Source organism: Pseudomonas migulae NBRC 103157 (genome assembly GCF_002091715.1).
In the GTDB taxonomy this organism is placed as follows: Bacteria; Pseudomonadota; Gammaproteobacteria; order Pseudomonadales; family Pseudomonadaceae; genus Aquipseudomonas; species Aquipseudomonas migulae_A.
In genome coordinates this window covers 1-22,324 of record NZ_BDAG01000005.1, presented here as the reverse complement: position 1 = coordinate 22,324, position 22,324 = coordinate 1, and the positions used below count along the sequence as shown (strand labels likewise).

Below are 22,324 nucleotides of genomic sequence, written 5' to 3'. Positions count from 1 at the left end.
TTCGACTTGCTCGCGAAGGGAGCAACTCGGTCTGTCAGTCCGCAGGCTGCGGGTTCAACCAACCCCGCACCCGGCGCACCAACTGCTCCTGCTCGGCCTTGCTATCCCCCGGCAATGCCTTGAGCGATACCTGACTGAACGCCGAAGCCTTCAAACGCTTGCTGGCCTGCAAGCGTTCCAATGCCGCGTTGCGGTCCAGCGGCTTATCCATGTAGAAGATGTCGGCCGTCGGCAATTTAAGGGTCGGTGTCAATTCAGCCAGTTCCGGTTTCGCCGCAACGGGCGTCTGGGCGGCGACCATCGCGAATTTCTCGACTTGCGAAGGCTGCTTCTCACTCAGGTAACGGGCGGCCCAGTACGCGCCGGTGCCATGACCGAGCACCACAATGCGGCGAGCGCTCTGCTGTTCGGCGTAGGCGATGGCCGCATCGATGCGTGCGAAGATTCGCTCGGCGTCGGCTTTGGCCTGCTCGTCACTGGTTTCGGCGATGGCCTTGTCGACGACTTCCGCTTCACCGCCAGCCGCCTGCTCGATGGGGGCAGCGGTGGTCGAGTCCTTGCTGCCGACGTCAGGGGCCTTGGGCGTTGGCGCGACTTCGACGGTACGTGGCGCGATGGCATCGCTTTGCAGGTCGGGCAGGGTGATACTCAGGCTGCTCCACTCGGCGTCCGGCAGTTTGCGTCGCAGGGGGCCGATTGCTTGCGGCCAGTCAACGGTTTCACCGGCGCCTGGGATGATAATCACCGCGCCTTTGGGGTCCGCCGTATTGGCCGGTTTCCACAAGGCCAGAAAGGTATCGCTGCCCGCTTGCAACTGTTGCTGTTCCTGAGCAGGGATTTTTCGCTCAAGTGCTGTCGCTTCTTCCTGGCTACGCTCAAGCAGCGGCTGACGTTCGACCGGTTTTTCGTCTGCGGGTTTTTCCGCGGCAGCGGGTGCGGGATCAGCGGCCTGGACGGAAAAGGCGCAAGGCAGGATCAGCGACAGGCACAATGCTGGCAGTGCCAGGCGGTAGACAGGGGGCATCGGATATTCCAGGCCAGAAGTTATTCCGGCAGCCTAATGGGTTGGTCAGTATTTGTCAGTGTGTGAGACTTCGATGAAGCGTTTTCGCTGCCTGTGGGTTATCGGCTGTTTGTGGTTTCCCTTGATGGGGTGGGCGGCGCCTGCGCCACCCGCGCACGTCGCACAATTGTCCGCACGCCAGCAGCAATGGCTGGCGCAGCATGATGAATTGCGCGTCGGGCTGGTGTTGCAAGTGCCCTATGCGCAATACGATCGCCGCTTGCAGCGGCTGTCCGGGGTCAATGTCGAGTTGATGAAGTGGCTGGCCAGGTCGCTGAAGGTCGAGCTCAGCTGGCGCAATTTTCCCGACCTCGCGCAGCTGGAGGCCGCCGCCCGCGAAGGTGAAATCGACATCGCGCCAGGGCTGGTGCAAACCCCCGGTGGCCTGCGCCTGTGGCAGTTTTCCGACCCGTACATGCGGGTGCCGCAGCTGGTGGTCAGCGACCAGAAGGCTGCCGGCGGGGTGGAGCTGGAAAAACTCGACAGCCAGACCCGCGTTGCCGTGCGCATGCCCAGCGCCACCGCCGATTACCTGCGCAGTAATTATTCGCACCTGAACCTCCAGGGCGTACCGATGGAGCGCCAGGCCTTGCAACTGTTGCTGAGTCAGCAGGCCAGCTACGCCGTGGTCGACGAAGCACAGTTGGGGCGTCTGTCTGTCGAACCGGAGTTTGCCGGGCTGGTGGTCGTCGGCGACATCGGTCTGCCGCAGTTGCTGCGCGTGGCCACGCGGCGGGACTGGCCGGAACTCGCCGGCATTGTCGAAAGTGCGCTGCGAGCGATCCCGGCCAAGGATCTGGAGCAACTGCACAATCAATGGCTGCAACCCAAGTACCCGCGACTGACGGAGTCCCCGGGTTTCTGGCAGAACCTCAGCCTGCTGTTGGCGGTGCTGATGCTGAGCTGCATGGCGATCGTGTTCTGGCAGCGTCGGCAGCAACACAGCCTGGAGCATCGTCTGTTAGCCGCGCGGGAAGACATTGCCTTGCGAGCCGCCAGTGAAGAAGCATTGCGCCTCACGCAGTTTTCCATCGACCAGAGCACCGTCGGCATTCTCTGGGTCAACTGGGACAGCCATGTGCGCTACGCCAACCGGGCCGCCGAAACCATGCTCGGCTATCCGGCGGGCGGCATCATCGACCGGCCGCTGATTGACTTCGAGCCCGGTCTGCACATGGACCGCTGGCTGAACCTGTGGAAACGCGCCCGCGCCAGCGAAGAAGGTCCGCAAAGTTTCGAAACCAACTGTCTGCGGGCCGATGGCAGTCTTTTGCCGACGGATGTTTCATTGAGCTTCCTGCGTTTCCGCGATGGCGAATACCTGGTGGTCTACCTCAATGACGTCACCGAGCGCCGTCGCGCCCTGGCCGCGTTGCAGGAAAGCGAGGCGCGCCTGCAAGGGATCGCCGCCAACGTGCCGGGATTGGTCTTTCGCCTGGAACGGGCGCCGGTGACGGGGCAAATCGACTTTGCCTACATTAGCGAAGGCAGCGAGAGCCTGGTGGGTTATTCGCCGGCGACCCTGGCCCATCGCGACAAAGGCCTGCGCAGCCTGGTGCATCCGGACGACAAGGCCAGCTACCACCGGACGCAGGACCACGCGCTGGACACCGACAGCGACTGGTCGTGGCAGGGGCGGATTCTCACGCGTCAGGGCGAGCAGCGCTGGGCCGAGATCAAAGCCATCACTCGACGCCTCGAAGACGGCGCCTATGTCTGGGATGGCATCGTCTGGGACATCAGCGAGAGCAAGCGTATCGAACTGGAACTGGCCAGCTCCCGCGAGCAACTGCGTGAGTTGTCGGCGCACCTTGAGAGCGTGCGGGAAGAGGAAAAGGCCCGCATCGCCCGGGAAGTTCACGACGAGCTGGGTCAGATGTTGACTGTGTTGAAGCTGGAGACGTCGATGTGCGAATTGGCCTACGCCCAGCTCGATCCTGGTCTGAATGAACGATTGAACAGCATGAAGCGCTTGATCGCTCAGTTGTTCCAACTGGTGCGAGATGTTGCCACGGCGCTACGCCCACCGATTCTGGATGCCGGCATCGCCTCGGCCATCGAATGGCAGGCCCGGCGCTTCGAGGCGCGCACGCAGATTCCGTGCCTCGTGCAAGTGCCGGATAATTTGCCGGTGCTCAGTGATGCCAAGGCGATTGGCCTGTTCCGGATCCTTCAGGAGGCGCTGACCAATGTCATGCGGCATGCTCAGGCGCATACTGTGGAACTGACGTTGGCGCTTGAAGGTGACGAGTTGTGTCTGACGGTCAGCGATGATGGCGTAGGATTTGTCCCCGCTACCGGAAGGCCGACATCCTTTGGGGTTGTCGGCATGCGCGAGCGGGTGTTGATCATGGGAGGACAGTTGTCGCTTGAAAGTGAGCCGGGGGAGGGCACGACCCTGAGTGTGCGTGTGCCGTTGGATGAGGCCTGAAGAATTTTTGTTGGTTTTACTGACGCTTTCGCGAGCAAGCCCGCTCCCACACTAGTTCGCACAAACAACCCCGATCCATTGTGGGAGCGGGCTTGCCCGCGAATGATCTTGAATCTGGAGAAGAACGTGATCCGTGTACTGGTAGCCGAAGACCACACCATCGTTCGCGAAGGTATCAAGCAACTGATCGGCCTGGCCAAGGACTTGCTGGTGGTGGGCGAGGCGAGCAATGGCGAGCAGTTACTCGAGACCTTGCGTCATGTTCCCTGCGAAGTGGTGTTGCTGGATATCTCCATGCCCGGCGTCAATGGCCTGGAAGCGATTCCGCGGATCCGCGCGTTGAACAATCCGCCCGCCATCCTGGTGTTGTCGATGCATGACGAAGCGCAAATGGCTGCACGGGCCTTGAAGGTCGGTGCCGCAGGCTACGCGACCAAGGACAGCGACCCGGCGCTGCTGCTTACGGCGATCCGCAAAGTCGCGGCGGGCGGGCGTTACATTGACCCGGAGCTGGCCGACCGCATGGTCTTCGAAGTTGGCCTGACCGATTCGCGGCCGCTGCATTCACTGTTGTCAGAACGTGAGTTCTCGGTGTTTGAGCGCCTGGCCCAGGGCGCCAACGTCAATGACATCGCCCAGCAACTGGCCCTGAGCAGCAAGACCATCAGCACCCACAAGGCGCGGCTGATGCAGAAACTCAACATCACTTCGCTGGCTGAACTGGTGAAGTACGCGATGGAACATAAACTCCTCTGAAAACACCGAATCCCCCCTGTAGAAGCCGGCTTGCTGGCGATGGCGATCTCAATGACGCCGTCGCCAGCAAGCCGGCTCCTACAGAAACGCGCAACGCCATGTCCATTTGCGACATCCTTAAAACCCGCTTTTGCCCGTTCTTGTGGTTTGCCGCTTGAAACCTGCCGCTGACCCTATCCAATCCCGCCATCCTTGTAGGGCAATCCCTACCCCCAACCTTCCATCCGGCTGAGGCGATTCTCTCCTGCGCCCCGATTTGCGTGGTCAGCAGCGTCCACTAGGCTTAGTCCCACAGCAGTCATCAATAACAAAGGTGTGGGTATGAGCCAGGTTGATTCAAACGCAGGGGCCAGCGACATTCTGGTCAGCTTTCGTGGAGTGCAGAAGAGCTACGACGGCGAGAACCTGATCGTCAAAGACCTCAACCTGGACATTCGCAAAGGCGAATTCCTCACCTTGCTCGGGCCGTCCGGCTCGGGCAAGACCACCAGCCTGATGATGCTCGCCGGTTTTGAAACGCCAACCGCCGGCGAAATCCTCCTGGCCGGGCGTGCCATCAACAACGTGCCGCCGCACAAGCGTGACATCGGCATGGTGTTCCAGAACTACGCACTGTTCCCGCACATGACCGTCGCCGAGAACCTCGCGTTTCCGCTGACCGTGCGCGGCTTGAACAAGAGCGATGTCAGTGACCGGGTCAAACGTGTCCTGAGCATGGTTCAGCTCGACACTTTCGCCCAGCGCTATCCGGCGCAACTGTCCGGCGGTCAGCAACAGCGTGTGGCTTTGGCCCGCGCGCTGGTGTTCGAACCGCAACTGGTATTGATGGACGAGCCTCTGGGTGCACTCGACAAACAACTGCGTGAACACATGCAGATGGAAATCAAACACCTGCACCAGCGCCTCGGCGTGACCGTGGTCTACGTGACCCACGATCAGGGCGAAGCCTTGACCATGTCCGACCGCGTGGCCGTGTTCCATCAAGGCGAAATCCAGCAGATCGCGCCGCCGCGCAGCCTCTACGAAGAACCGAAGAACACCTTCGTCGCCAACTTCATCGGCGAGAACAACCGTCTCAACGGCCGTTTGCACAGCCACACCGGCGACCGTTGCATCGTCGAACTCGGTCGCGGTGAAAAGGTTGAAGCCCTGGCGGTCAACGTCGGCAAGACCGGCGAGCCGGTCACGCTGTCGATTCGTCCAGAGCGCGTGAGCCTCAACGGTTCGAGCGAGTCCTGCGTCAACCGCTTCTCAGGGAGGGTGGCGGAATTCATCTATCTGGGCGACCACGTCCGGGTTCGCCTGGAAGTCTGCGGCAAGACCGACTTCTTCGTGAAACAACCGATTGCCGAGCTCGATCCCGCGCTCGCTGTCGGCGACGTGGTACCGCTTGGCTGGCAGGTCGAACACGTTCGCGCGCTCGACCCACTTCTAGAGGCGAACTGATCGCCCCCTGCTTCAACCAACCCTGCACGTGGAGAGAACAATAAATGTTGAGATCCCTGAAATTCACCGCCCTGGTCATGGGCATGATCGGTGCGGCACACGCGATGGCGGCGGGCCCGGACCTGACCGTGGTGTCCTTTGGCGGTGCGAACAAGGCTGCGCAGGTCAAAGCCTTCTACGCACCGTGGGAAGCGGCGGGTAACGGCAAGATCGTCGCCGGCGAATACAACGGTGAAATGGCCAAGGTCAAAGCCATGGTCGACACCAAGAGCGTGTCCTGGGACCTGGTGGAAGTTGAATCGCCAGAATTGTCCCGTGGTTGCGACGAAGACATGTTCGAGCAACTCGACCCGGCGCTGTTCGGCAAGACCGAAGACTACGTCAAAGGCGCTATTCAGCCTTGCGGCGTGGGTTTCTTCGTGTGGTCGACCGTATTGGCCTACAACGCCGACAAGCTGAAAAGCGCACCGACCAGTTGGGTGGATTTCTGGGACACCAAGAAATTCCCGGGCAAGCGCGGCCTGCGTAAAGGCGCGAAGTACACCCTGGAATTCGCACTGATGGCCGACGGCGTTGCGCCGAAAGACGTCTACAAAGTGCTGGCCGGCAAGGACGGTCAGGACCGCGCATTCAAGAAGCTCGATGAGCTGAAGCCAAGCATCCAGTGGTGGGAAGCCGGCGCGCAACCGCCGCAGTACCTCGCTTCCGGTGACGTGGTCATGAGCTCGGCCTACAACGGCCGGATCGCTGCCGTGCAGAAAGAAAGCAACCTGAAAGTCGTGTGGAACGGCGGTATCTACGACTTCGACGCTTGGGCGATCCCAAAAGGTCTCGACAAGGCGCGTGCTGAAGCGGCGAAGAAATTCATCGCGTTCTCGGTGGCACCGCAGCAGCAGAAGACCTATTCGGAAAACATCGCCTACGGCCCGGCCAACACCCAGGCCGTACCGTTGCTGGCCAAGGATGTCCTGAAAGACATGCCGACCACCCCGGAAAACATCGCCAACCAGGTGCAGATCGACGTCAGCTTCTGGGCTGACAACGGCGAGCAACTGGAACAGCGCTTCAATTCCTGGGCTGCGAAGTAAGCATCACCCTGTAATGGTGGGTTTACCCACCTGTGGGAGCGGGCTTGCTCGCGAAGACGTCAGCACATTCAGCATCTTTGCTGACTGACACTCCGCTTTCGTGAGCAAGCCCGCTCCTACCTAAACGATCGAGGTGGCATTCCCTCCTCTGTAACGATCAAAGATTTCCGGAGTACGCCATGGCCACCGCCATTCCCCTGAACGCGGGCACTGACCCCACCTTGAAGCAGCGGCTCAAGCACGCCGAGCGGATCAACCGCTGGAAGGCCCAGGCCTTGATCGCGCCACTGGTGCTGTTTCTGTTGCTGGTGTTCCTGGTGCCCATCGTGGCGCTGCTCTACAAAAGCGTTGGTAACCCGGAAGTGGTCGGCGGCATGCCGCGCACCGTGGCAGCCATCGCCAGCTGGGACGGTCGCGGCCTGCCTGCTGAGCCGGTGTACAAAGCGGCCAGCGAAGACCTCGCTGAAGCGCGCAAGAATCAGACCTTGGGCGACCTGTCCAAACGCTTGAACATGGAGTTGGCCGGCTACCGCAGCCTGCTGACAAAAACCGCCCGCGCCTTGCCGTTCGCTACCGAACCGGCCTCTTATAAAGAAGCGCTGGAAGGGCTCGATGAACGCTGGGGTGATCCGGCCTATTGGCAAGTGGTGCGCCGCAACGTCAGCAACATCACGCCTTACTACTTGCTGGCGGCGGTCGATCATCGTATCGACGACCTCGGCGAAATCGCCCCGGCCACGCCCGATCAGGCGATCTACCTCGACATCTTCGCCCGCACCTTCTGGATGGGCCTGATCATCACCGCCATTTGCCTGGTGCTGGCCTATCCGTTGGCCTACCTGCTGGCGAACTTGCCCTCGCGTCAAAGCAATCTGTTGATGATACTGGTGCTGCTGCCGTTTTGGACGTCGATCCTGGTCCGGGTCGCCGCGTGGATCGTGTTGCTGCAATCCGGCGGTCTGATCAACAGTGGCCTGATGGCCATGGGCATCATCGATAAACCGCTGGAACTGGTGTTCAACCGCACCGGCGTCTACATCTCGATGGTGCACATCCTGCTGCCGTTCATGATTCTGCCGATCTACAGCGTCATGAAAGGCATCTCGCCGACCTACATGCGCGCCGCGATTTCCCTCGGCTGCCACCCGTTCGCCAGCTTCTGGCGGGTGTACTTCCCGCAGACCTATGCCGGTGTCGGCGCCGGTTGCCTGTTGGTGTTCATCCTCGCCATCGGCTACTACATCACCCCGGCGTTGCTGGGCAGCCCGAACGATCAGATGGTCAGCTACTTCGTCGCGTTCTACACCAACACCAGCATCAACTGGGGCATGGCGACCGCACTCGGTGGGCTGCTGCTGTTGGCGACCGTGGTGCTTTATCTGATTTACAGCTGGCTGGTGGGCGCCAGTCGCCTGCGCCTGAGCTAAGGGGAGAATGAAATGCTGAGTCCTTATATGTCGCCCGTCGAGCGGGTGTGGTTCTACAGTTTGCGGATTCTCTGTGGCTTGATTCTGTTGTTCCTGATTCTGCCGGTGCTGGTGATCATTCCGTTGTCGTTCAACTCGGGCAGTTTCCTGGTGTACCCGCTGCAAGGTTTTTCGCTGCACTGGTATCAGGACTTCTTCGCCTCGGCGGAATGGATGCGCGCACTGAAGAACAGCATCATCGTCGCCCCGGCGGCGACCGTGCTGGCGATGGTGTTCGGTACGCTGGCGGCGATTGGCCTGACTCGGGGCGACTTCCCGGGCAAGGCGCTGGTAATGGCGTTGGTGATTTCGCCGATGGTGGTGCCGGTGGTGATCATCGGTGTCGCGAGTTATCTGTTCTTTGCACCTCTGGGCCTGGGCAACAGTTTCTTTTCGCTGATCGTGGTGCACGCGGTGTTGGGTGTGCCGTTTGTGATCATCACGGTGTCGGCGACGTTGCAGGGGTTTAACCACAATCTGGTGCGCGCCGCTGCCAGCCTTGGTGCTTCGCCGTTGACCGCGTTCCGCCGGGTGACCTTGCCGCTGATTGCGCCAGGTGTGATCTCCGGTGCGCTGTTTGCCTTCGCGACCTCGTTCGATGAAGTAGTGGTAACGCTGTTCCTCGCCGGTCCCGAGCAAGCGACCTTGCCACGGCAGATGTTCAGCGGCATCCGCGAAAACCTCAGCCCGACCATTGCCGCCGCGGCAACGCTGCTGATTGCCTTCTCGGTGATTCTGCTGCTGACCCTGGAATGGCTGCGTGGGCGCAGCGAGAAATTACGCACTGCCCAGGTCTGACACCGATCCCTGTAGGAGCCGGCTTACTGGCGAAAGCGAACTGTCAGCTGATGTATCAGTTAAATGACACACCGCATTCGCCAGCAAGCCGGCTCCTACAGTTGTTTTGTGTGTTTTTCGGGATTGAGGGTCATTCACACCCTGAATAGCAGACAAACCCCAATCCCCAGCTACTATTGTGCCCAGCTCCCCTATCTATAAGAGGCTGCGCACGATGAGTCTTTCCTCTTTCAAAATCGCTCACAAACTGATCACCGGCGCAGGGGCCATCGAGCAACTGGCCGCCGAACTCACGCGCCTGGACATCGACAACCCGCTGATCGTCACCGATGCCGCGCTGGTCAAGTCCGGCACGGTCGAGCTGGCACTCGCGCAGTTGGGGGGCCGTAGCTACGAGATTTTTGACCGTGTACTGCCAGACCCGGAAATCGCCATCGTCGAAGACTGCATGCGCGTTTACCGCGAAGGCGGGCATGACGGGCTGATCGGCCTGGGCGGCGGCAGCGCGATCGACATCGCCAAAAGTGTTGCCGCCTATGCCGGTTATCACGGCGCGCTGGAGGATCTGTTCGGTATCGACCAAGTGCCGCGCAAGGGCCCGCCGCTGATTGCCATCCCGACCACCGCCGGCACCGGCTCGGAAGTGACCAACGTCGCGATCCTCTCCGACAAGGTCGCGCAACTGAAAAAGGGCATCGTCAGCGATTATCTGTTGCCGGACGTGGCGCTGATCAGCCCGCAAATGACCCTGACGTGCCCGCGCAGTGTCACTGCCGCCAGTGGCGTTGATGCACTGGTGCACGCTATCGAGTCTTATTTGTCCCTCAATGCTTCAGCGATTACCGACGCGCTGGCCATCGGCGCGATCAAGTTGATCACCAACGCGTTACCCAAGGCCTACGCCAATCCTTCCAACCTGCAGGCGCGCGAAGACATGGCCACCGCCAGCCTGATGGCGGGGATGGCATTCGGCAATGCCGGCGTCGGCGCGGTGCATGCGCTGGCGTATCCGCTGGGTGGTCGTTTCAACATCGCCCACGGCGTCAGCAACGCCTTGTTGCTGCCGTATGTCATGACATGGAACAAGATGGCCTGCGTCGAGCGCATGCAGGATATTGCCGAAGCCATGGGGGTGAAGACCGCTCATCTGAGCGCCAATGACGCCGCGGGCAAAGCCGTCGAGGCGATGACCGCGTTGTGCGCCGCCGTGGAAATCCCGCCGGGCCTGCGCAGTTTCGGCGTTCCCGAGGATGCGATCCCGGCCATGGCCGTGGAAGCCGCGGGGATCGAGCGACTGATGCGCAACAATCCGCGCAAATTGAGCGCGATTGATATCGAGAAGATCTACCGCGCGGCGTACTGATCATCGCAGTCACGGTGCGCGCGCCAAAGCATGAGGTATACAATGCGCGCCATCGTGATTCTGCTCAGAAAAGGTGCGTCATGCAGCCCTTCGTAATTGCTCCGTCGATTCTCTCCGCCGACTTCGCCCGCCTAGGTGAGGAAGTGGACAACGTTCTGGCCGCTGGCGCCGACTTCGTGCACTTCGATGTCATGGACAACCACTACGTGCCGAACCTGACTATCGGCCCGATGGTCTGCGCCGCGCTGCGCAAGTACGGCGTGACCGCGCCGATCGATGCGCACCTGATGGTCAGCCCGGTGGACCGCATCGTTGGCGACTTCATCGAGGCCGGTGCGACTTACATCACTTTCCACCCGGAAGCCACGCAGCACGTCGACCGTTCCCTGCAACTGATCCGCGAGGGCGGCTGCAAGTCGGGCCTGGTGTTCAACCCCGCGACCCCGCTGGACGTGCTCAAGTACGTGATGGACAAGGTCGACATGATCCTGCTGATGAGCGTCAACCCGGGCTTCGGCGGGCAAAAGTTCATCCCTGGCACCCTCGACAAACTGCGTGAAGCTCGCGCATTGATCGATGCCTCGGGTCGTGACATTCGCCTGGAAATCGACGGCGGCGTCAATGTGAACAACATTCGTGAAATCGCGGCGGCTGGCGCTGACACCTTCGTGGCCGGCTCGGCGATCTTCAATGCGCCGAACTACCAGGAAGTCATCGAGAAGATGCGTTCCGAACTGGCGCTGGCCCGCCCATGAGCGGCTTTGAGCAGCTGTTCCCGGGACGTCTGCCACGGCTGGTGATGTTCGATCTGGACGGCACGCTGGTCGATTCGGTCCCTGATCTCGCCGCGGCGGTGGATAACATGCTGCTCAAACTCGGGCGCCAGCCTGTCGGCATCGAATCGGTGCGTGACTGGGTCGGTAACGGCGTGCACATGCTGGTGCGCCGGGCCCTGGCCAATCACATCGACGCCGAAGGTGTCGATGATGTCGAGGCTGAACATGCCCTGGAATTGTTTAACGGGTTTTACGAGGACGGTCACGACCTGACGGTGGTTTACCCCGGCGTGCGTGACACCCTCAAGTGGCTGAACAAGCAAGGCGTCGAAATGGCGCTGATCACCAACAAGCCGGAGCGCTTCGTCGCGCCGTTGCTGGATCAGATGAAGATCGGCCGCTATTTCAAATGGATCATCGGCGGCGACACCCTGCCGCAGAAGAAACCCGACCCGGCCGCGCTGTTTTTCGTGATGAAAATGGCCAACATTCCGGCGTCCCAGTCATTGTTCGTCGGTGACTCGCGCAGCGATGTGCTGGCGGCAAAAGCGGCGGGGGTCAAATGTGTGGCGCTCAGTTACGGCTATAACCATGGCCGGCCGATTGCCGAAGAGTCGCCGGCGCTGGTGATCGACGACCTGCGCAAGCTAATTCCCGGTTGCCTGGATCCGGCCGCTGAGATAACGTTGGCCGACGCTGTTCAACCCCCTTCTGGAAACGCCATCGTGGTGGTCACTCGCAAACTCTGGATGAAAGTCATCAAGGCCCTGGCCCGCTGGCGTTGGCGCGCCTGACTTGTTCCTGGCCGGTCTACCGGCGCGTTTGCATACCTGACTGTTAGCACCTCAAGCCACGAGGCTACTCCATGATCCGCGAAGAATTCCTGCGTTTGGCCGCTGCCGGCTATAACCGTATCCCGCTTGCCTGCGAAACCCTGGCCGACTTCGACACGCCGTTGTCGATCTACCTGAAACTGGCTGACGAACCCAATTCCTACCTGCTCGAATCCGTGCAGGGCGGGGAGAAGTGGGGCCGTTACTCGATCATCGGCCTGCCGTGCCGCACCGTGCTGCGGGTTCATGACCATCACGTCAGCGTGACCCATGACGGCGTCGAGATCGAAAGTCATGAAGCGGAAGACCCGCTGGCGTTCGTCGAAGCCTTCAAAGCCCGCTACAACGTACCGACCATCCCCGGCCTGCCGCGTTTCAACGGCGGCCTGGTGGGCTATTTCGGTTACGACTGCGTGCGCTATGTGGAAAAGCGTCTGGGCAAGTGCCCGAACCCGGATCCACTGGGCGTGCCGGATATTCTGCTGATGGTGTCCGATGCGGTGGTGGTGTTCGACAACCTCGCCGGCAAAATGCACGCGATTGTCCTGGCCGACCCTTCGCAGGAAGCTGCCTTCGAACAAGGTCAGGCGCGCCTGCAAGAGCTGCTGGAAAAACTCCGTCAGCCAATCACCCCGCGCCGGGGTCTGGATTTCAGCAAGCAACAATCGGTTGACCCGGTGTTCCGCTCCAGTTTCACCCAGGACGATTACGAAAAAGCCGTCGACACCATCAAGGAATACATCCTGGCCGGTGACTGCATGCAGGTCGTGCCGTCCCAGCGCATGTCGATCGACTTCAAGGCGGCGCCCATTGATCTGTACCGGGCGTTGCGTTGTTTCAACCCAACGCCTTATATGTACTTCTTCAACTTCGGCGACTTCCACGTCGTCGGCAGTTCACCGGAAGTGCTGGTGCGGGTCGAAGACAATCTGATCACCGTCCGCCCGATTGCCGGCACCCGTCCGCGTGGGGCCAACGAAGAGGCGGACCTGGCGCTGGAGAAAGACCTGCTGTCCGACGACAAGGAAATCGCCGAACACCTGATGCTGATCGATCTGGGTCGTAACGACACCGGTCGCGTATCGGAAATCGGTTCGGTGAAACTCACAGAGAAGATGGTCATCGAGCGTTATTCCAACGTGATGCACATTGTTTCCAACGTCACCGGGCAACTGAAAGCCGGGCTGACGGCAATGGACGCATTGCGGGCGATCCTGCCGGCGGGCACCTTGTCCGGCGCACCGAAGATTCGCGCGATGGAAATCATCGACGAACTGGAGCCGGTCAAACGTGGCGTCTATGGCGGCGCGGTCGGTTACTTCGCCTGGAATGGCAACATGGACACTGCGATTGCGATCCGCACCGCCGTGATCAAGAACGGCGAACTGCACGTGCAGGCCGGTGGCGGCATCGTTGCCGACTCGGTGCCGGCGTTGGAATGGGAAGAAACCCTGAACAAGCGTCGTGCCATGTTCCGCGCAGTCGCCCTGGCTGAACAAACCCCGGAAAGCTGATCGATGAACGTGATCCGTATGCCATGTCAGCTTTGGCTGACAAAGCGCTACGGGTCGCTCATTCGAAGGCAGCCTTTATAGTCCGTGAATTCAAGAGGTTCTCAAGCCATGTTGCTGATGATCGATAACTACGACTCTTTTACTTACAACGTTGTGCAATACCTCGGTGAGCTCGGCTCCCAGGTCAAAGTTGTGCGCAACGATGAACTGACCGTTGCCGAAATCGAAGCCCTCAACCCTGAGCGTATCGTTGTGTCGCCCGGTCCTTGCACGCCGACCGAGGCGGGCGTCTCGATTGACGTCATCAAGCATTTCGCCGGCAAACTGCCGATTCTCGGCGTGTGCCTGGGCCATCAATCCATCGGCCAGGCCTTCGGCGGCGATGTGGTTCGTGCTCGCCAGGTGATGCACGGCAAGACCAGCCCGGTGTTCCACGAAGACAAAGGTGTCTTCGAAGGCCTGAACCATCCGCTGACCGTCACGCGTTATCACTCGTTGATCGTCAAGCGCGAAACCTTGCCAGACTGCCTGGAGCTGACCGCCTGGACTCAGCTTGAAGACGGTTCGGTCGACGAGATCATGGGCCTGCGCCACAAGACGTTGAACATCGAAGGTGTGCAATTTCACCCCGAGTCTATCCTGACCGAACAGGGGCACGAGCTGTTCGCCAACTTCCTCAAACAAACCGGCGGCACGCGCTAAGGACTTCCCATGAATATCAAGACAGCCCTGAGCCGTATCGTCGACCACCTCGACCTCAGCACCGATGAAATGCGCGATGTAATGCGCGAAATCATGACCGGTCAATGCACGGATGCGCAGATCGGCGCGTTCATGATGGCCATGCGCATGAAGAGCGAAAGCATCGACGAGATCGTCGGCGCCGTGTCGGTCATGCGCGAGCTGGCGGACAAGGTCGAATTGAAGACCCTCGACGGCGTGGTCGATGTGGTCGGAACCGGCGGCGATGGTGCGAACATTTTCAACGTCTCGACGGCTTCTTCCTTTGTGGTGGCAGCGGCCGGTTGCACCGTGGCCAAACACGGTAACCGTGCGGTCTCGGGTAAAAGCGGCAGCGCCGATCTGCTGGAGGCGGCGGGCATCTACCTGAACCTGACTGCGGTTCAGGTGGCGCGTTGCATCGACAACGTCGGCATCGGTTTCATGTTTGCCCAGACTCATCACAGAGCCATGAAATACGCCGCGGGCCCGCGCAAGGATCTTGGTCTGCGTACCCTGTTCAATATGCTCGGCCCGCTTACGAATCCGGCCGGCGTGAAACATCAGGTGGTGGGCGTTTTCAGCCAGGCGCTCTGCCGGCCGTTGGCCGAAGTCTTGCAGCGTTTGGGCAGCAAGCACGTGCTGGTGGTGCACTCGAAGGACGGTCTGGACGAGTTCAGTCTGGCCGCGCCGACTTACGTGGCGGAACTGAAAAATGACCAGATCACCGAGTATTGGGTCGAACCGGAGGATTTGGGCATGAAGAGCCAGAGCCTGCACGGCCTGGCGGTGGAAAGCCCGGCCGCTTCGCTCGAGCTGATTCGCGATGCCCTGGGCAAGCGCAAAACCGAGAGCGGTCAGAAAGCCGCCGAGATGATCGTGCTCAATGCCGGTGCTGCGCTTTACGCCGCCGACCTGGCGACCAGTTTGAAAGAAGGCGTTGCCCTGGCGCACGATGCGCTGCACACAGGCCTTGCCCGGGAAAAACTTGAGGAGTTGGGTGCATTTACCGCGGTATTCAAAGTGGAGAATGAGGGATGAGTGTACCGACGGTTCTGGAAAATATTCTGGCGCGCAAAGTCCAGGAAGTCGCCGAGCGTAGCGCTCGTGTGAGCCTGGCGGAGCTGGAAAGTCTGGCCAAGGCGGCCGATGCACCCCGTGGTTTTGCCAAGGCATTGATCGCACAGGCCAAGCTGAAACACCCGGCGGTCATTGCGGAAATCAAGAAAGCTTCACCCAGCAAAGGCGTGATTCGCGAGAACTTCGTTCCGGCGGACATTGCCAGGAGTTACGAGAAGGGCGGCGCAACCTGCCTCTCGGTGCTCACCGATATCGATTACTTCCAGGGCGCCGATGCGTATCTGCAACAGGCCCGGGCGGCGTCCAAACTGCCGGTGATCCGCAAGGATTTCATGATCGACCCGTACCAGATCGTCGAAGCCCGTGCATTGGGCGCTGACTGCGTGCTGTTGATCGTCTCCGCATTGGATGACGTGAAAATGGCCGAGCTGGCGGCAGTGGCCAAAGGCGTCGGCCTCGATGTGCTGGTGGAAGTCCATGATGGCGACGAGTTGGAGCGCGCCTTGAAAACCCTCGATACTCCGCTGGTCGGCGTTAACAATCGCAACCTGCACACGTTCGAAGTCAGTCTGGAAACTACCCTCGATCTGTTGCCGCGTATTCCGCGTGATCGTCTAGTCATCACTGAAAGCGGCATTCTCAATCGGGCCGATGTCGAGCTGATGGAAATCAGCGACGTGTATGCGTTCCTGGTTGGTGAAGCGTTCATGCGCGCCGAAAGCCCGGGCACCGAGCTGCAGCGTCTGTTCTTCCCGGAGCGTGGTACGGCGGTGAGTTGTTCTACACTCGACTGACGACATGCCGGAACCCGTGGTGCTGCCTTCGCGAGCAAGCCCGCTCCCACATTGGATCGCCGTTGTCTGGACGGATGCGAACCAATGTGGGAGCGGGCTTGCTCGCGAAGAGGCCCTACAATTCCCCAAAAAACTCATGCTTTGTGGAGCAGTCCATGACCCAGTCGACACATCTAACCGTTGAAGCGGGCCTGCAAGCCGAACAGGATTTGCTGGCCTCAGTCTGCACCGGCGACTCGGAATTCGGTCTGCTGTTCTGGCAGCCAAGTGACAAAGCATTGGTCATGCCACGCCGCTTGAATCGCCTGCCTGGCTTCGAAGCCGCCTGCGAAGTATTGGCCGCCGCCGGCTGGCCGGTACTGTTGCGTGAAACCGGCGGCGAACCCGTGCCGCAATCAGCATCAACCATCAACATCGCACTGGTCTACGCGCCGCCCCGCAGCGAGGGCGACCAGAATCGCATCGAAACCGCCTATCGCAGGCTCTGTGACCCGATCTGTCAGTTGCTGGATGAATTGGGTGGCGTTTCGTCCTTGGGCGAAGTCGATGGCGCCTTCTGCGACGGCCGTTTCAACGTCAATCTGGATGGACGCAAGATGGTCGGCACCGCTCAGCGCTGGCGCCAGAGCAAGGGCGGTTCGCGTCCGGTCGGCTTGGTGCACGGTGCTTTGTTGCTGGATGACGAGCGCGAATCGATGGTCGCCGCAGTCAATCGCTTCAACGAGGCGTGCGGTCTGGAACAGCGGGTTCGCGCCGAGAGCCACATCGCCTTGCATGAAAAGTTTGCGGCGCCCGATGCACTGGAGCGGCTCGACGCGCTCTATCGCCAGTTGCTGGCAGACATGTTCAAGGTTTAGCGCGTACCGAAGACCACCATGGTCTTGCCTTTGACGTCGACCAGGTTGCGTTCCTCCAGATCCTTGAGCACGCGACCGACCATCTCCCGGGAACACCCTACAATCCGCCCGATTTCCTGACGGGTCACCTTGATCTGCATGCCATCGGGGTGGGTCATGGCGTCTGGCTGTTTGCACAGTTCCAGCAAGCAACGAGCGACTCGGCCGGTGACGTCGAAGAACGCCAGGTCACCGACCTTGCGGGTGGTGTTGCGCAGGCGCTGTGCGATTTGTCCGCTGAGTACGTAAAGAATGTCTGGATCCTGCTGGGATAACTCGCGGAATTTGGCGTAGCTGATTTCCGCGACTTCGCACTCGATCTTGGCGCGTACCCAGGCGCTGCGTTCCTGTTCCAGGCCGGCCTGTTCAAACAGACCCAGCTCACCGAAAAAGTCTCCGGAGTTCAGGTAGGCAATGATCATTTCCCGACCGTCGTCATCCTCGATCAGGATGGTGACCGAGCCTTTGATGATGAAAAACAACGTCTCCGAGCGGTCGCCGGCGCAGATGATGTTGCTCTTGGCCGCATAACGACGGCGCTGGCAATGCATCAACAGCTTGTCGAGGTTTTTGACTTTGGGTGTAGGGGCAATAGCAACCATGGTTGTATCCCGAAAAAGACTGCACGGTATGTTTGGTTTTTTTATGAGGCGCTGAGGTTGCTTCAAAGATGGCTATGCGCCAGCGAATTGGCGCCAGCTTAACAGACACTTCCCGCAATATTCGAGATTTTACCTACAAGCCGGAACGTTATGTCCTAGGACGGCGAACGCTATCAATCCAGGGCCCTGTGCTAAGCTGGCGACCCTTTTTTTATACAGTGGAGTCTTGGCGATGAAGGCACGCATCCAATGGGCTGGCGAAGCCATGTTCCTCGGTGAATCCGGCAGCGGTCATGTCGTGGTCATGGACGGTCCGCCCGATGCCGGTGGTCGTAACCTGGGTGTCCGGCCGATGGAAATGCTCCTGCTGGGTGTCGGCGGTTGCAGCAATTTCGATGTGGTCAGCATCCTCAAGAAATCCCGTCAGGCCGTCGAGAGCTGCGAAGCCTTCCTCGAGGCTGAGCGCGCGACCGAGGACCCGAAGGTTTTCACCAAGATCCACATGCACTTCGTGGTCAAGGGTCGCGGGCTGAAAGAAGCCCAGGTCAAGCGCGCCATCGAGTTGTCTGCCGAGAAGTATTGCTCGGCCTCGATCATGCTCGGCGCGGCGGGCGTCGCGATTACCCACGACTACGAAATCATCGAACTCGGTTGAATCGACATTCAACTATCATAAAAGCAGTGCAGACTCTGGCGATCCCAAGCTGACGTCTGCATAATGCGCCACTTTTTTCAGGGTAGTGGTCCGTCAACCAGCCAGCCGCTCGCCCGAACAGACAACCAAAATCGCCATCGCGAAGAGGTGTTAACCGTCCTACGCAGGTGCGTCGTTCGCATCTGACGGGCATGCTTGATCACGCGGCCCGGGCCGCAATACATAGAGAGTTTTTAACGGTGAAAAGCAAACTCAAGCTCCACGGGTTCAATAACCTGACAAAGACCTTGAGCTTCAATATCTATGACATCTGCTACGCGGAGACCCCGCAAGACCAGCAGGCTTACGTCGAGTACATCAATGAAGAGTACAACGCGAAACGCCTGACGCAGATCCTCACAGAAGTTGTCGATATCATTGGTGCCAACATCCTGAACATCGCCAGTCAGGACTACGACCCACAGGGCGCCAGCGTCACGATTCTGATCTCTGAAGAGCCGGTAACGCCGACCGACAGCCAGATCGAAGAATCCCCGGGCCCGTTGCCCGAGATTATCCTGGCCCACCTCGACAAGAGCCACATCACGGTGCACACCTACCCGGAAATCCATCCGGACGACGGCATTGCGACCTTCCGTGTGGACATTGACGTGTCGACCTGTGGCGTCATTTCACCGCTGAAAGCGCTCAACTTCCTGATCCACCAGTTCGATTCGGACATCGTGACCGTGGATTATCGTGTGCGCGGTTTCACCCGTGACGTCGAAGGCAACAAGCACTTCATCGATCACGAGATCAACTCGATTCAGAACTATCTCTCCGACGACACCCGCGACGCGTACCAGATGACCGACGTGAACGTGTACCAGGAAAACCTGTTCCACACCAAAATGCTGTTGAAGAACTTCGAACTGGATAACTACCTGTTCGGCGATGCGACCAACAACTTGTCCTCTGAGCAGCGCGCTCAAGTGACCGACCGTGTGAAACACGAAATGCTCGAAATCTTCTACGCGCGCAACATGCCGACCTAAGATTTCGATCACAGAAAAGGCGACTACCTCACGGCAGTCGCCTTTTTTATGTCTTGCCCTCGTAGGAGCAAGCTTGCTCGCGATGGACGTTAACGATAACGCGTGTTTTCTGGATAAACGCGTTGCCCTCAGGTTTATCGTGAGCAAGCTTGCTCATACAAGAAAATCAGATCCGGTACGTACTCTTGGTCATCACCTTGGCCATCAAGCTCATCCCGAATTTCACCGGCGCCGGAAACCGAAAGCCCCCTGCCTCCAGCGCACTTTCGGCATGGTGCTCTTCATCTATCCGCATCTGCTCAAGAATCGCCCGGGACTTTTCGTCCTCGGTCGGCAACTGCTCAAGGTGTTCGTTCAGGTGTTTGCACACTTGATGCTCGGTTGCAGCCACGAACCCCAGGCTGACTTTATCGCTGATCAGCCCGGCCACTGCGCCAATCCCGAACGACATGCCGTAGAACAGTGGATTGAGAATGCTGGTGTGACTGCCCAGTTGCTTGATGCGTTGCTCGCACCAGACCAGGTGGTCGATTTCTTCTTCGGCAGCATGTTCCATGGCCGCGCGGACCTGCGGCAGCTTGGCGGTCAGGGCCTGGCCCTGATACAGCGCCTGGGCGCAGACTTCGCCGGTGTGGTTGATGCGCATCAAACCGGCAACGTGCCGGGTGTCTTCGTCGCTCATTTGCGTTTCCGGCTGCAAGATCGCGGGGGACGGGCGGTACGGCTGGCCACTGAAGGGCAGCAGGGTACGCATCGCGGCATCGGCTTGCAGCAGAAGACGGTCAATTGGCGAGTAGTGACGTTGGGTAGTCATGCTGACCTCCGGGAAGAATCTCGGCGGCCAGTTTAACCCAATCGGCCGGGGAAGGTTTGCGCTGGGTCATTGCGACGCAGGCTGCAACTGTAGGAGCCCGGCTTGCCGGCGATGGCGGTCTCGATGACGCCATCGCCGGCAAGCCGGGCTCCTACAAGGGCGGGGTATGAATCAACCCGGCGGCCAGTGCATCTGACGCTGACCCAGCACATGCATATGAATGTGGTAGACAGTCTGCCCACCTTCCTCATTGCAGTTCATGACAACGCGAAAACCTTTTTCGCAACCCAGTTCCAGTGCCAGGCGCTGGGCAGTGAACAGAATATGCCCGGCCAATGCCTTATCGTCCTCAGTGAGGTCGTTCAAGGTGCGCACCGGCTTCTTCGGGATCACCAGAAAATGCACCGGTGCCTGTGGGGCGATGTCGTGGAAGGCCAGTACCTGGTCATCCTCGTAAATGATCTTCGCCGGGATTTCCCGGTTGATGATTTTGGTGAACAGAGTATCCACAGCTGTTTCTCCGTTATTTGGCTGGCCTGAGTGTACTCATCGGATATCGCCGAGCCCAGCCTTTTGCCTTGAAGGTTGATCAGCGCGGACAGTAGGCCTTGTTGACCATGCCCACGATTGTCCGGGTCAGCCAGCGCGAGCCAAGCCGTGGCAGGAAAGCGAACCAGCGGTTCAGACGACCCGGAATGATAATGGCGCGATTTTTATCCAGCGCCCGCACGGTATAGAGCGCGACTTCCTCGGGACTCATCAGCAGTTTGCTGTCGACCAGTTTGTCGGTGTCCAGTTGTGCGGTTCGGAAAAACGCCGTGCGGGTCGGACCGGGGCACAGCACCGAGACCTTGACCGCGCATTTCTTCAATTCAACGCGCAACCCTTCGGAAAAGTGCAGTACATAGGCTTTGCTGGCGTAGTAAGTGCTCATCCACGGGCCGGGATGGAACGCTGCAACCGAGGCGACATTCAAGATCTGCCCGCCCCCCTGCAAGGCCATGCTGTTGCCGATGGCATGGCACAGGCGAGTGAGGGCCAGAATGTTCACTTCGATCAGGTCTTGTTCGGTCATCCAGTCCTGCGCCAGAAACGGACCGCAGGTGCCGATGCCGGCGCAGTTCACCAGCAGGTCGATCTGCCGGTCGCCTTCTTCCAGCTCCAGCAGAAACCCGGACAAGCGCAGTGGCTCGCCGAGGTCGCAGGCGCGAAACAATACTTCCACGCCAAAGCGTTGGGTCAGTTCAATCGCAATACTTTCCAGCTGATCACGCTGTCGGGCCACCAGAATCAGGCTACGGCCACGGCGAGCCAGCGCTTCGGCCATCGCCAGGCCGATGCCACTGGAGGCGCCAGTGATCAGAGCGTAACGGGTCATGCAGTTCTCCATCGCAACAGCTCCGCGCCGGCGACGCAGGTGTCACGGGCGGGGAGCGCTGTTCATTCTTTCGCAGAGTCTACAGGGGCCGAGGCTTCTTCGGCTTCCTCGTCTGCGGAATCGGGTGCTGCTTCTGCCTCTGCAGCAGGCTCGACTTCCACTTCCTCCGTGATTACCGCACCGCTGTCATAGCTGGTTTCGGCCGCGCTTTCGTACTCTTGCTGGATCGCACTGAAGCCACCCGCCAGCAGACCAACGAAACCGAGGGCTATCACCACGACCCACAGCGAAGACAGCACTTTGACCGCCGTAGTGTTCGGCGGTGGTGGAGGGCCATAGCGATTGGCGATGTTGGTGCCCGGCACGCACATGATCACGAACGGAAAGAAACTGCCCACGAACGGCACGAGATTCAGTAACCAGAGCCAGCCGGACCAGCCAATGTCGTGCAGGCGCTGAACGCTGATCTGAATGCTGACGACCGCGATGGCAATGCACAGGAAAAATACCAACAGCCCTCCGACAATCAGGCCTGCGGTCGAATCGCTGCTGATCAGGGCGATGGCGAAAATTGCCACTACCGACCCGATGCCGAGCATGACCAGCGTCAGGACCATGGTCCAGGCCAGGTAACGCAAACGGCCGATGCGACCTTCAACGCCAAAAGGCTTGAGCGTGCCAAACTGTGGCAGGTTTTCGCCAACAGTAGCCCGTGGCGGTGCATAAGGAGATTCGGGATCTGCGAATGCCGATTGGCTCGAGGCAGGGGCGTGGTGTTGAACATCGTCCAGGCTCAGTTCAATCGAGGGTTCTGCCT

22 protein-coding genes are annotated in these 22,324 nt (G+C 59.8%); 16 read left to right on the top strand and 6 right to left on the bottom strand.

Going from position 1 to position 22,324, the window contains the following annotated elements; translation table 11 throughout:
• Positions 1-34: 34 nt before the first annotated feature.
• Positions 35-1,024, bottom strand: a complete 990-nt coding sequence (locus PMI01S_RS05710) for an alpha/beta hydrolase family protein (RefSeq protein WP_084318383.1) — start codon at positions 1,022-1,024, stop codon at positions 35-37.
• Between the two features lie 73 nt (positions 1,025-1,097).
• Here PMI01S_RS05710 and PMI01S_RS05705 point away from each other — a divergent pair, with 73 nt between their 5' ends.
• From PMI01S_RS05705 to PMI01S_RS05640, 14 genes are all read left to right on the top strand, one after another.
• Entirely contained in the window at positions 1,098-3,494 is a 2,397-nt protein-coding gene (locus tag PMI01S_RS05705) for a PAS domain-containing sensor histidine kinase (RefSeq protein ID WP_084318382.1), read from the top strand.
• Between the two features lie 102 nt (positions 3,495-3,596).
• Positions 3,597-4,250: a response regulator gene (locus PMI01S_RS05700; RefSeq protein ID WP_174602650.1), complete on the top strand. Its 654-nt coding sequence runs from the start codon at positions 3,597-3,599 to the stop codon at positions 4,248-4,250.
• A 321-nt stretch (positions 4,251-4,571) separates the two neighbouring features.
• Entirely contained in the window at positions 4,572-5,696 is a 1,125-nt protein-coding gene (locus PMI01S_RS05695; protein WP_084318381.1) for an ABC transporter ATP-binding protein, read from the top strand.
• A 44-nt stretch (positions 5,697-5,740) separates the two neighbouring features.
• Complete coding sequence (locus tag PMI01S_RS05690; RefSeq protein WP_084318380.1) at positions 5,741-6,784, top strand: ABC transporter substrate-binding protein; 1,044 nt, start codon at positions 5,741-5,743, stop codon at positions 6,782-6,784.
• 179 nt (positions 6,785-6,963) lie between these two features.
• Positions 6,964-8,211 carry an ABC transporter permease gene (locus PMI01S_RS05685; RefSeq protein ID WP_084318379.1) on the top strand — a complete coding sequence of 416 codons (1,248 nt, stop codon included), beginning with the start codon at positions 6,964-6,966 and terminating at the stop codon, positions 8,209-8,211.
• Between the two features lie 12 nt (positions 8,212-8,223).
• Positions 8,224-9,048, top strand: a complete 825-nt coding sequence (locus tag PMI01S_RS05680) for an ABC transporter permease (protein ID WP_027926741.1) — start codon at positions 8,224-8,226, stop codon at positions 9,046-9,048.
• Between the two features lie 214 nt (positions 9,049-9,262).
• A complete protein-coding gene (locus PMI01S_RS05675) occupies positions 9,263-10,411 on the top strand; it encodes an iron-containing alcohol dehydrogenase (RefSeq protein WP_084318378.1) in 1,149 nt (382 codons plus the stop codon).
• Between the two features lie 80 nt (positions 10,412-10,491).
• On the top strand, positions 10,492-11,166 hold the full coding sequence (rpe, locus tag PMI01S_RS05670) for a ribulose-phosphate 3-epimerase (protein ID WP_008035979.1): 675 nt from the start codon (positions 10,492-10,494) through the stop codon (positions 11,164-11,166).
• The gene (locus PMI01S_RS05665) at positions 11,163-11,981 is read left to right on the top strand and encodes a phosphoglycolate phosphatase (protein WP_084318377.1); all 819 of its coding nucleotides are present in this window, start codon (positions 11,163-11,165) and stop codon (positions 11,979-11,981) included. Before rpe ends, PMI01S_RS05665 begins: the two co-directional genes overlap by 4 nt.
• A gap of 71 nt (positions 11,982-12,052) precedes the next feature.
• On the top strand, positions 12,053-13,534 hold the full coding sequence (gene trpE, locus PMI01S_RS05660) for an anthranilate synthase component I (RefSeq protein WP_084318376.1): 1,482 nt from the start codon (positions 12,053-12,055) through the stop codon (positions 13,532-13,534).
• Between the two features lie 108 nt (positions 13,535-13,642).
• Positions 13,643-14,236: an aminodeoxychorismate/anthranilate synthase component II gene (locus PMI01S_RS05655; protein WP_008027095.1), complete on the top strand. Its 594-nt coding sequence runs from the start codon at positions 13,643-13,645 to the stop codon at positions 14,234-14,236.
• A 9-nt stretch (positions 14,237-14,245) separates the two neighbouring features.
• Positions 14,246-15,295: an anthranilate phosphoribosyltransferase gene (trpD, locus tag PMI01S_RS05650; protein ID WP_084318375.1), complete on the top strand. Its 1,050-nt coding sequence runs from the start codon at positions 14,246-14,248 to the stop codon at positions 15,293-15,295.
• Positions 15,292-16,128 (top strand): indole-3-glycerol phosphate synthase TrpC, encoded by an 837-nt coding sequence (trpC, locus tag PMI01S_RS05645; RefSeq protein WP_084318374.1) that lies wholly within the window; start codon positions 15,292-15,294, stop codon positions 16,126-16,128. The genes trpD and trpC overlap by 4 nt, the downstream gene beginning before the upstream one ends.
• 155 nt (positions 16,129-16,283) lie before the next feature.
• Entirely contained in the window at positions 16,284-16,985 is a 702-nt protein-coding gene (locus tag PMI01S_RS05640; RefSeq protein WP_084318373.1) for a lipoate--protein ligase family protein, read from the top strand.
• Here PMI01S_RS05640 and crp read toward each other — a convergent pair.
• Positions 16,982-17,626, bottom strand: coding sequence for a cAMP-activated global transcriptional regulator CRP (gene crp / locus PMI01S_RS05635; protein WP_084318372.1), 645 nt, complete (start codon positions 17,624-17,626; stop codon positions 16,982-16,984). The genes PMI01S_RS05640 and crp overlap by 4 nt on opposite strands.
• Positions 17,627-17,858: 232 nt before the next feature.
• Here crp and PMI01S_RS05630 point away from each other — a divergent pair, with 232 nt between their 5' ends.
• Positions 17,859-18,281, top strand: coding sequence for an OsmC family protein (locus PMI01S_RS05630; RefSeq protein WP_007941657.1), 423 nt, complete (start codon positions 17,859-17,861; stop codon positions 18,279-18,281).
• 239 nt (positions 18,282-18,520) lie between these two features.
• A complete protein-coding gene (gene speD, locus PMI01S_RS05625) occupies positions 18,521-19,315 on the top strand; it encodes an adenosylmethionine decarboxylase (RefSeq protein WP_084318371.1) in 795 nt (264 codons plus the stop codon).
• A 166-nt stretch (positions 19,316-19,481) separates the two neighbouring features.
• Here the strand turns inward: speD and coq7 are convergent, their stop codons facing one another.
• From coq7 to PMI01S_RS05605, 4 genes are all read right to left on the bottom strand, one after another.
• On the bottom strand, positions 19,482-20,129 hold the full coding sequence (gene coq7 / locus PMI01S_RS05620; protein ID WP_084318370.1) for a 2-polyprenyl-3-methyl-6-methoxy-1,4-benzoquinone monooxygenase: 648 nt from the start codon (positions 20,127-20,129) through the stop codon (positions 19,482-19,484).
• A 171-nt stretch (positions 20,130-20,300) separates the two neighbouring features.
• Positions 20,301-20,639, bottom strand: a complete 339-nt coding sequence (locus PMI01S_RS05615; protein ID WP_008027110.1) for a histidine triad nucleotide-binding protein — start codon at positions 20,637-20,639, stop codon at positions 20,301-20,303.
• Positions 20,640-20,718: 79 nt separating this feature from the next.
• Entirely contained in the window at positions 20,719-21,507 is a 789-nt protein-coding gene (locus tag PMI01S_RS05610; protein WP_084318369.1) for an SDR family NAD(P)-dependent oxidoreductase, read from the bottom strand.
• A 62-nt stretch (positions 21,508-21,569) separates the two neighbouring features.
• Positions 21,570-22,324, bottom strand: a 755-nt coding sequence (locus PMI01S_RS05605; RefSeq protein WP_139811114.1) for a DUF805 domain-containing protein, incomplete at its 5' end; no start/stop codon positions are given.

What these genes read in the sequence shown, in the direction of transcription:
- PMI01S_RS05665 (WP_084318377.1), top strand. Translation starts at nt 11,163, where the DNA reads ATGAGCGGCTTTGAGCAGCTGTTCCCGGGACGTCTGCCACGGCTGGTG.
- PMI01S_RS05655 (WP_008027095.1), top strand. Translation starts at nt 13,643, where the DNA reads ATGTTGCTGATGATCGATAACTACGACTCTTTTACTTACAACGTTGTG.
- crp (WP_084318372.1), bottom strand. Translation starts at nt 17,626, where the DNA reads ATGGTTGCTATTGCCCCTACACCCAAAGTCAAAAACCTCGACAAGCTG.
- coq7 (WP_084318370.1), bottom strand. Translation starts at nt 20,129, where the DNA reads ATGACTACCCAACGTCACTACTCGCCAATTGACCGTCTTCTGCTGCAA.
- trpD (WP_084318375.1), top strand. Translation starts at nt 14,246, where the DNA reads ATGAATATCAAGACAGCCCTGAGCCGTATCGTCGACCACCTCGACCTC.
- PMI01S_RS05705 (WP_084318382.1), top strand. Translation starts at nt 1,098, where the DNA reads ATGAAGCGTTTTCGCTGCCTGTGGGTTATCGGCTGTTTGTGGTTTCCC.
- PMI01S_RS05695 (WP_084318381.1), top strand. Translation starts at nt 4,572, where the DNA reads ATGAGCCAGGTTGATTCAAACGCAGGGGCCAGCGACATTCTGGTCAGC.
- PMI01S_RS05710 (WP_084318383.1), bottom strand. Translation starts at nt 1,024, where the DNA reads ATGCCCCCTGTCTACCGCCTGGCACTGCCAGCATTGTGCCTGTCGCTG.
- trpE (WP_084318376.1), top strand. Translation starts at nt 12,053, where the DNA reads ATGATCCGCGAAGAATTCCTGCGTTTGGCCGCTGCCGGCTATAACCGT.
- PMI01S_RS05630 (WP_007941657.1), top strand. Translation starts at nt 17,859, where the DNA reads ATGAAGGCACGCATCCAATGGGCTGGCGAAGCCATGTTCCTCGGTGAA.
- PMI01S_RS05685 (WP_084318379.1), top strand. Translation starts at nt 6,964, where the DNA reads ATGGCCACCGCCATTCCCCTGAACGCGGGCACTGACCCCACCTTGAAG.
- trpC (WP_084318374.1), top strand. Translation starts at nt 15,292, where the DNA reads ATGAGTGTACCGACGGTTCTGGAAAATATTCTGGCGCGCAAAGTCCAG.
- rpe (WP_008035979.1), top strand. Translation starts at nt 10,492, where the DNA reads ATGCAGCCCTTCGTAATTGCTCCGTCGATTCTCTCCGCCGACTTCGCC.
- PMI01S_RS05610 (WP_084318369.1), bottom strand. Translation starts at nt 21,507, where the DNA reads ATGACCCGTTACGCTCTGATCACTGGCGCCTCCAGTGGCATCGGCCTG.
- PMI01S_RS05690 (WP_084318380.1), top strand. Translation starts at nt 5,741, where the DNA reads ATGTTGAGATCCCTGAAATTCACCGCCCTGGTCATGGGCATGATCGGT.
- PMI01S_RS05675 (WP_084318378.1), top strand. Translation starts at nt 9,263, where the DNA reads ATGAGTCTTTCCTCTTTCAAAATCGCTCACAAACTGATCACCGGCGCA.
- PMI01S_RS05640 (WP_084318373.1), top strand. Translation starts at nt 16,284, where the DNA reads ATGACCCAGTCGACACATCTAACCGTTGAAGCGGGCCTGCAAGCCGAA.
- PMI01S_RS05680 (WP_027926741.1), top strand. Translation starts at nt 8,224, where the DNA reads ATGCTGAGTCCTTATATGTCGCCCGTCGAGCGGGTGTGGTTCTACAGT.
- PMI01S_RS05700 (WP_174602650.1), top strand. Translation starts at nt 3,597, where the DNA reads ATGATCTTGAATCTGGAGAAGAACGTGATCCGTGTACTGGTAGCCGAA.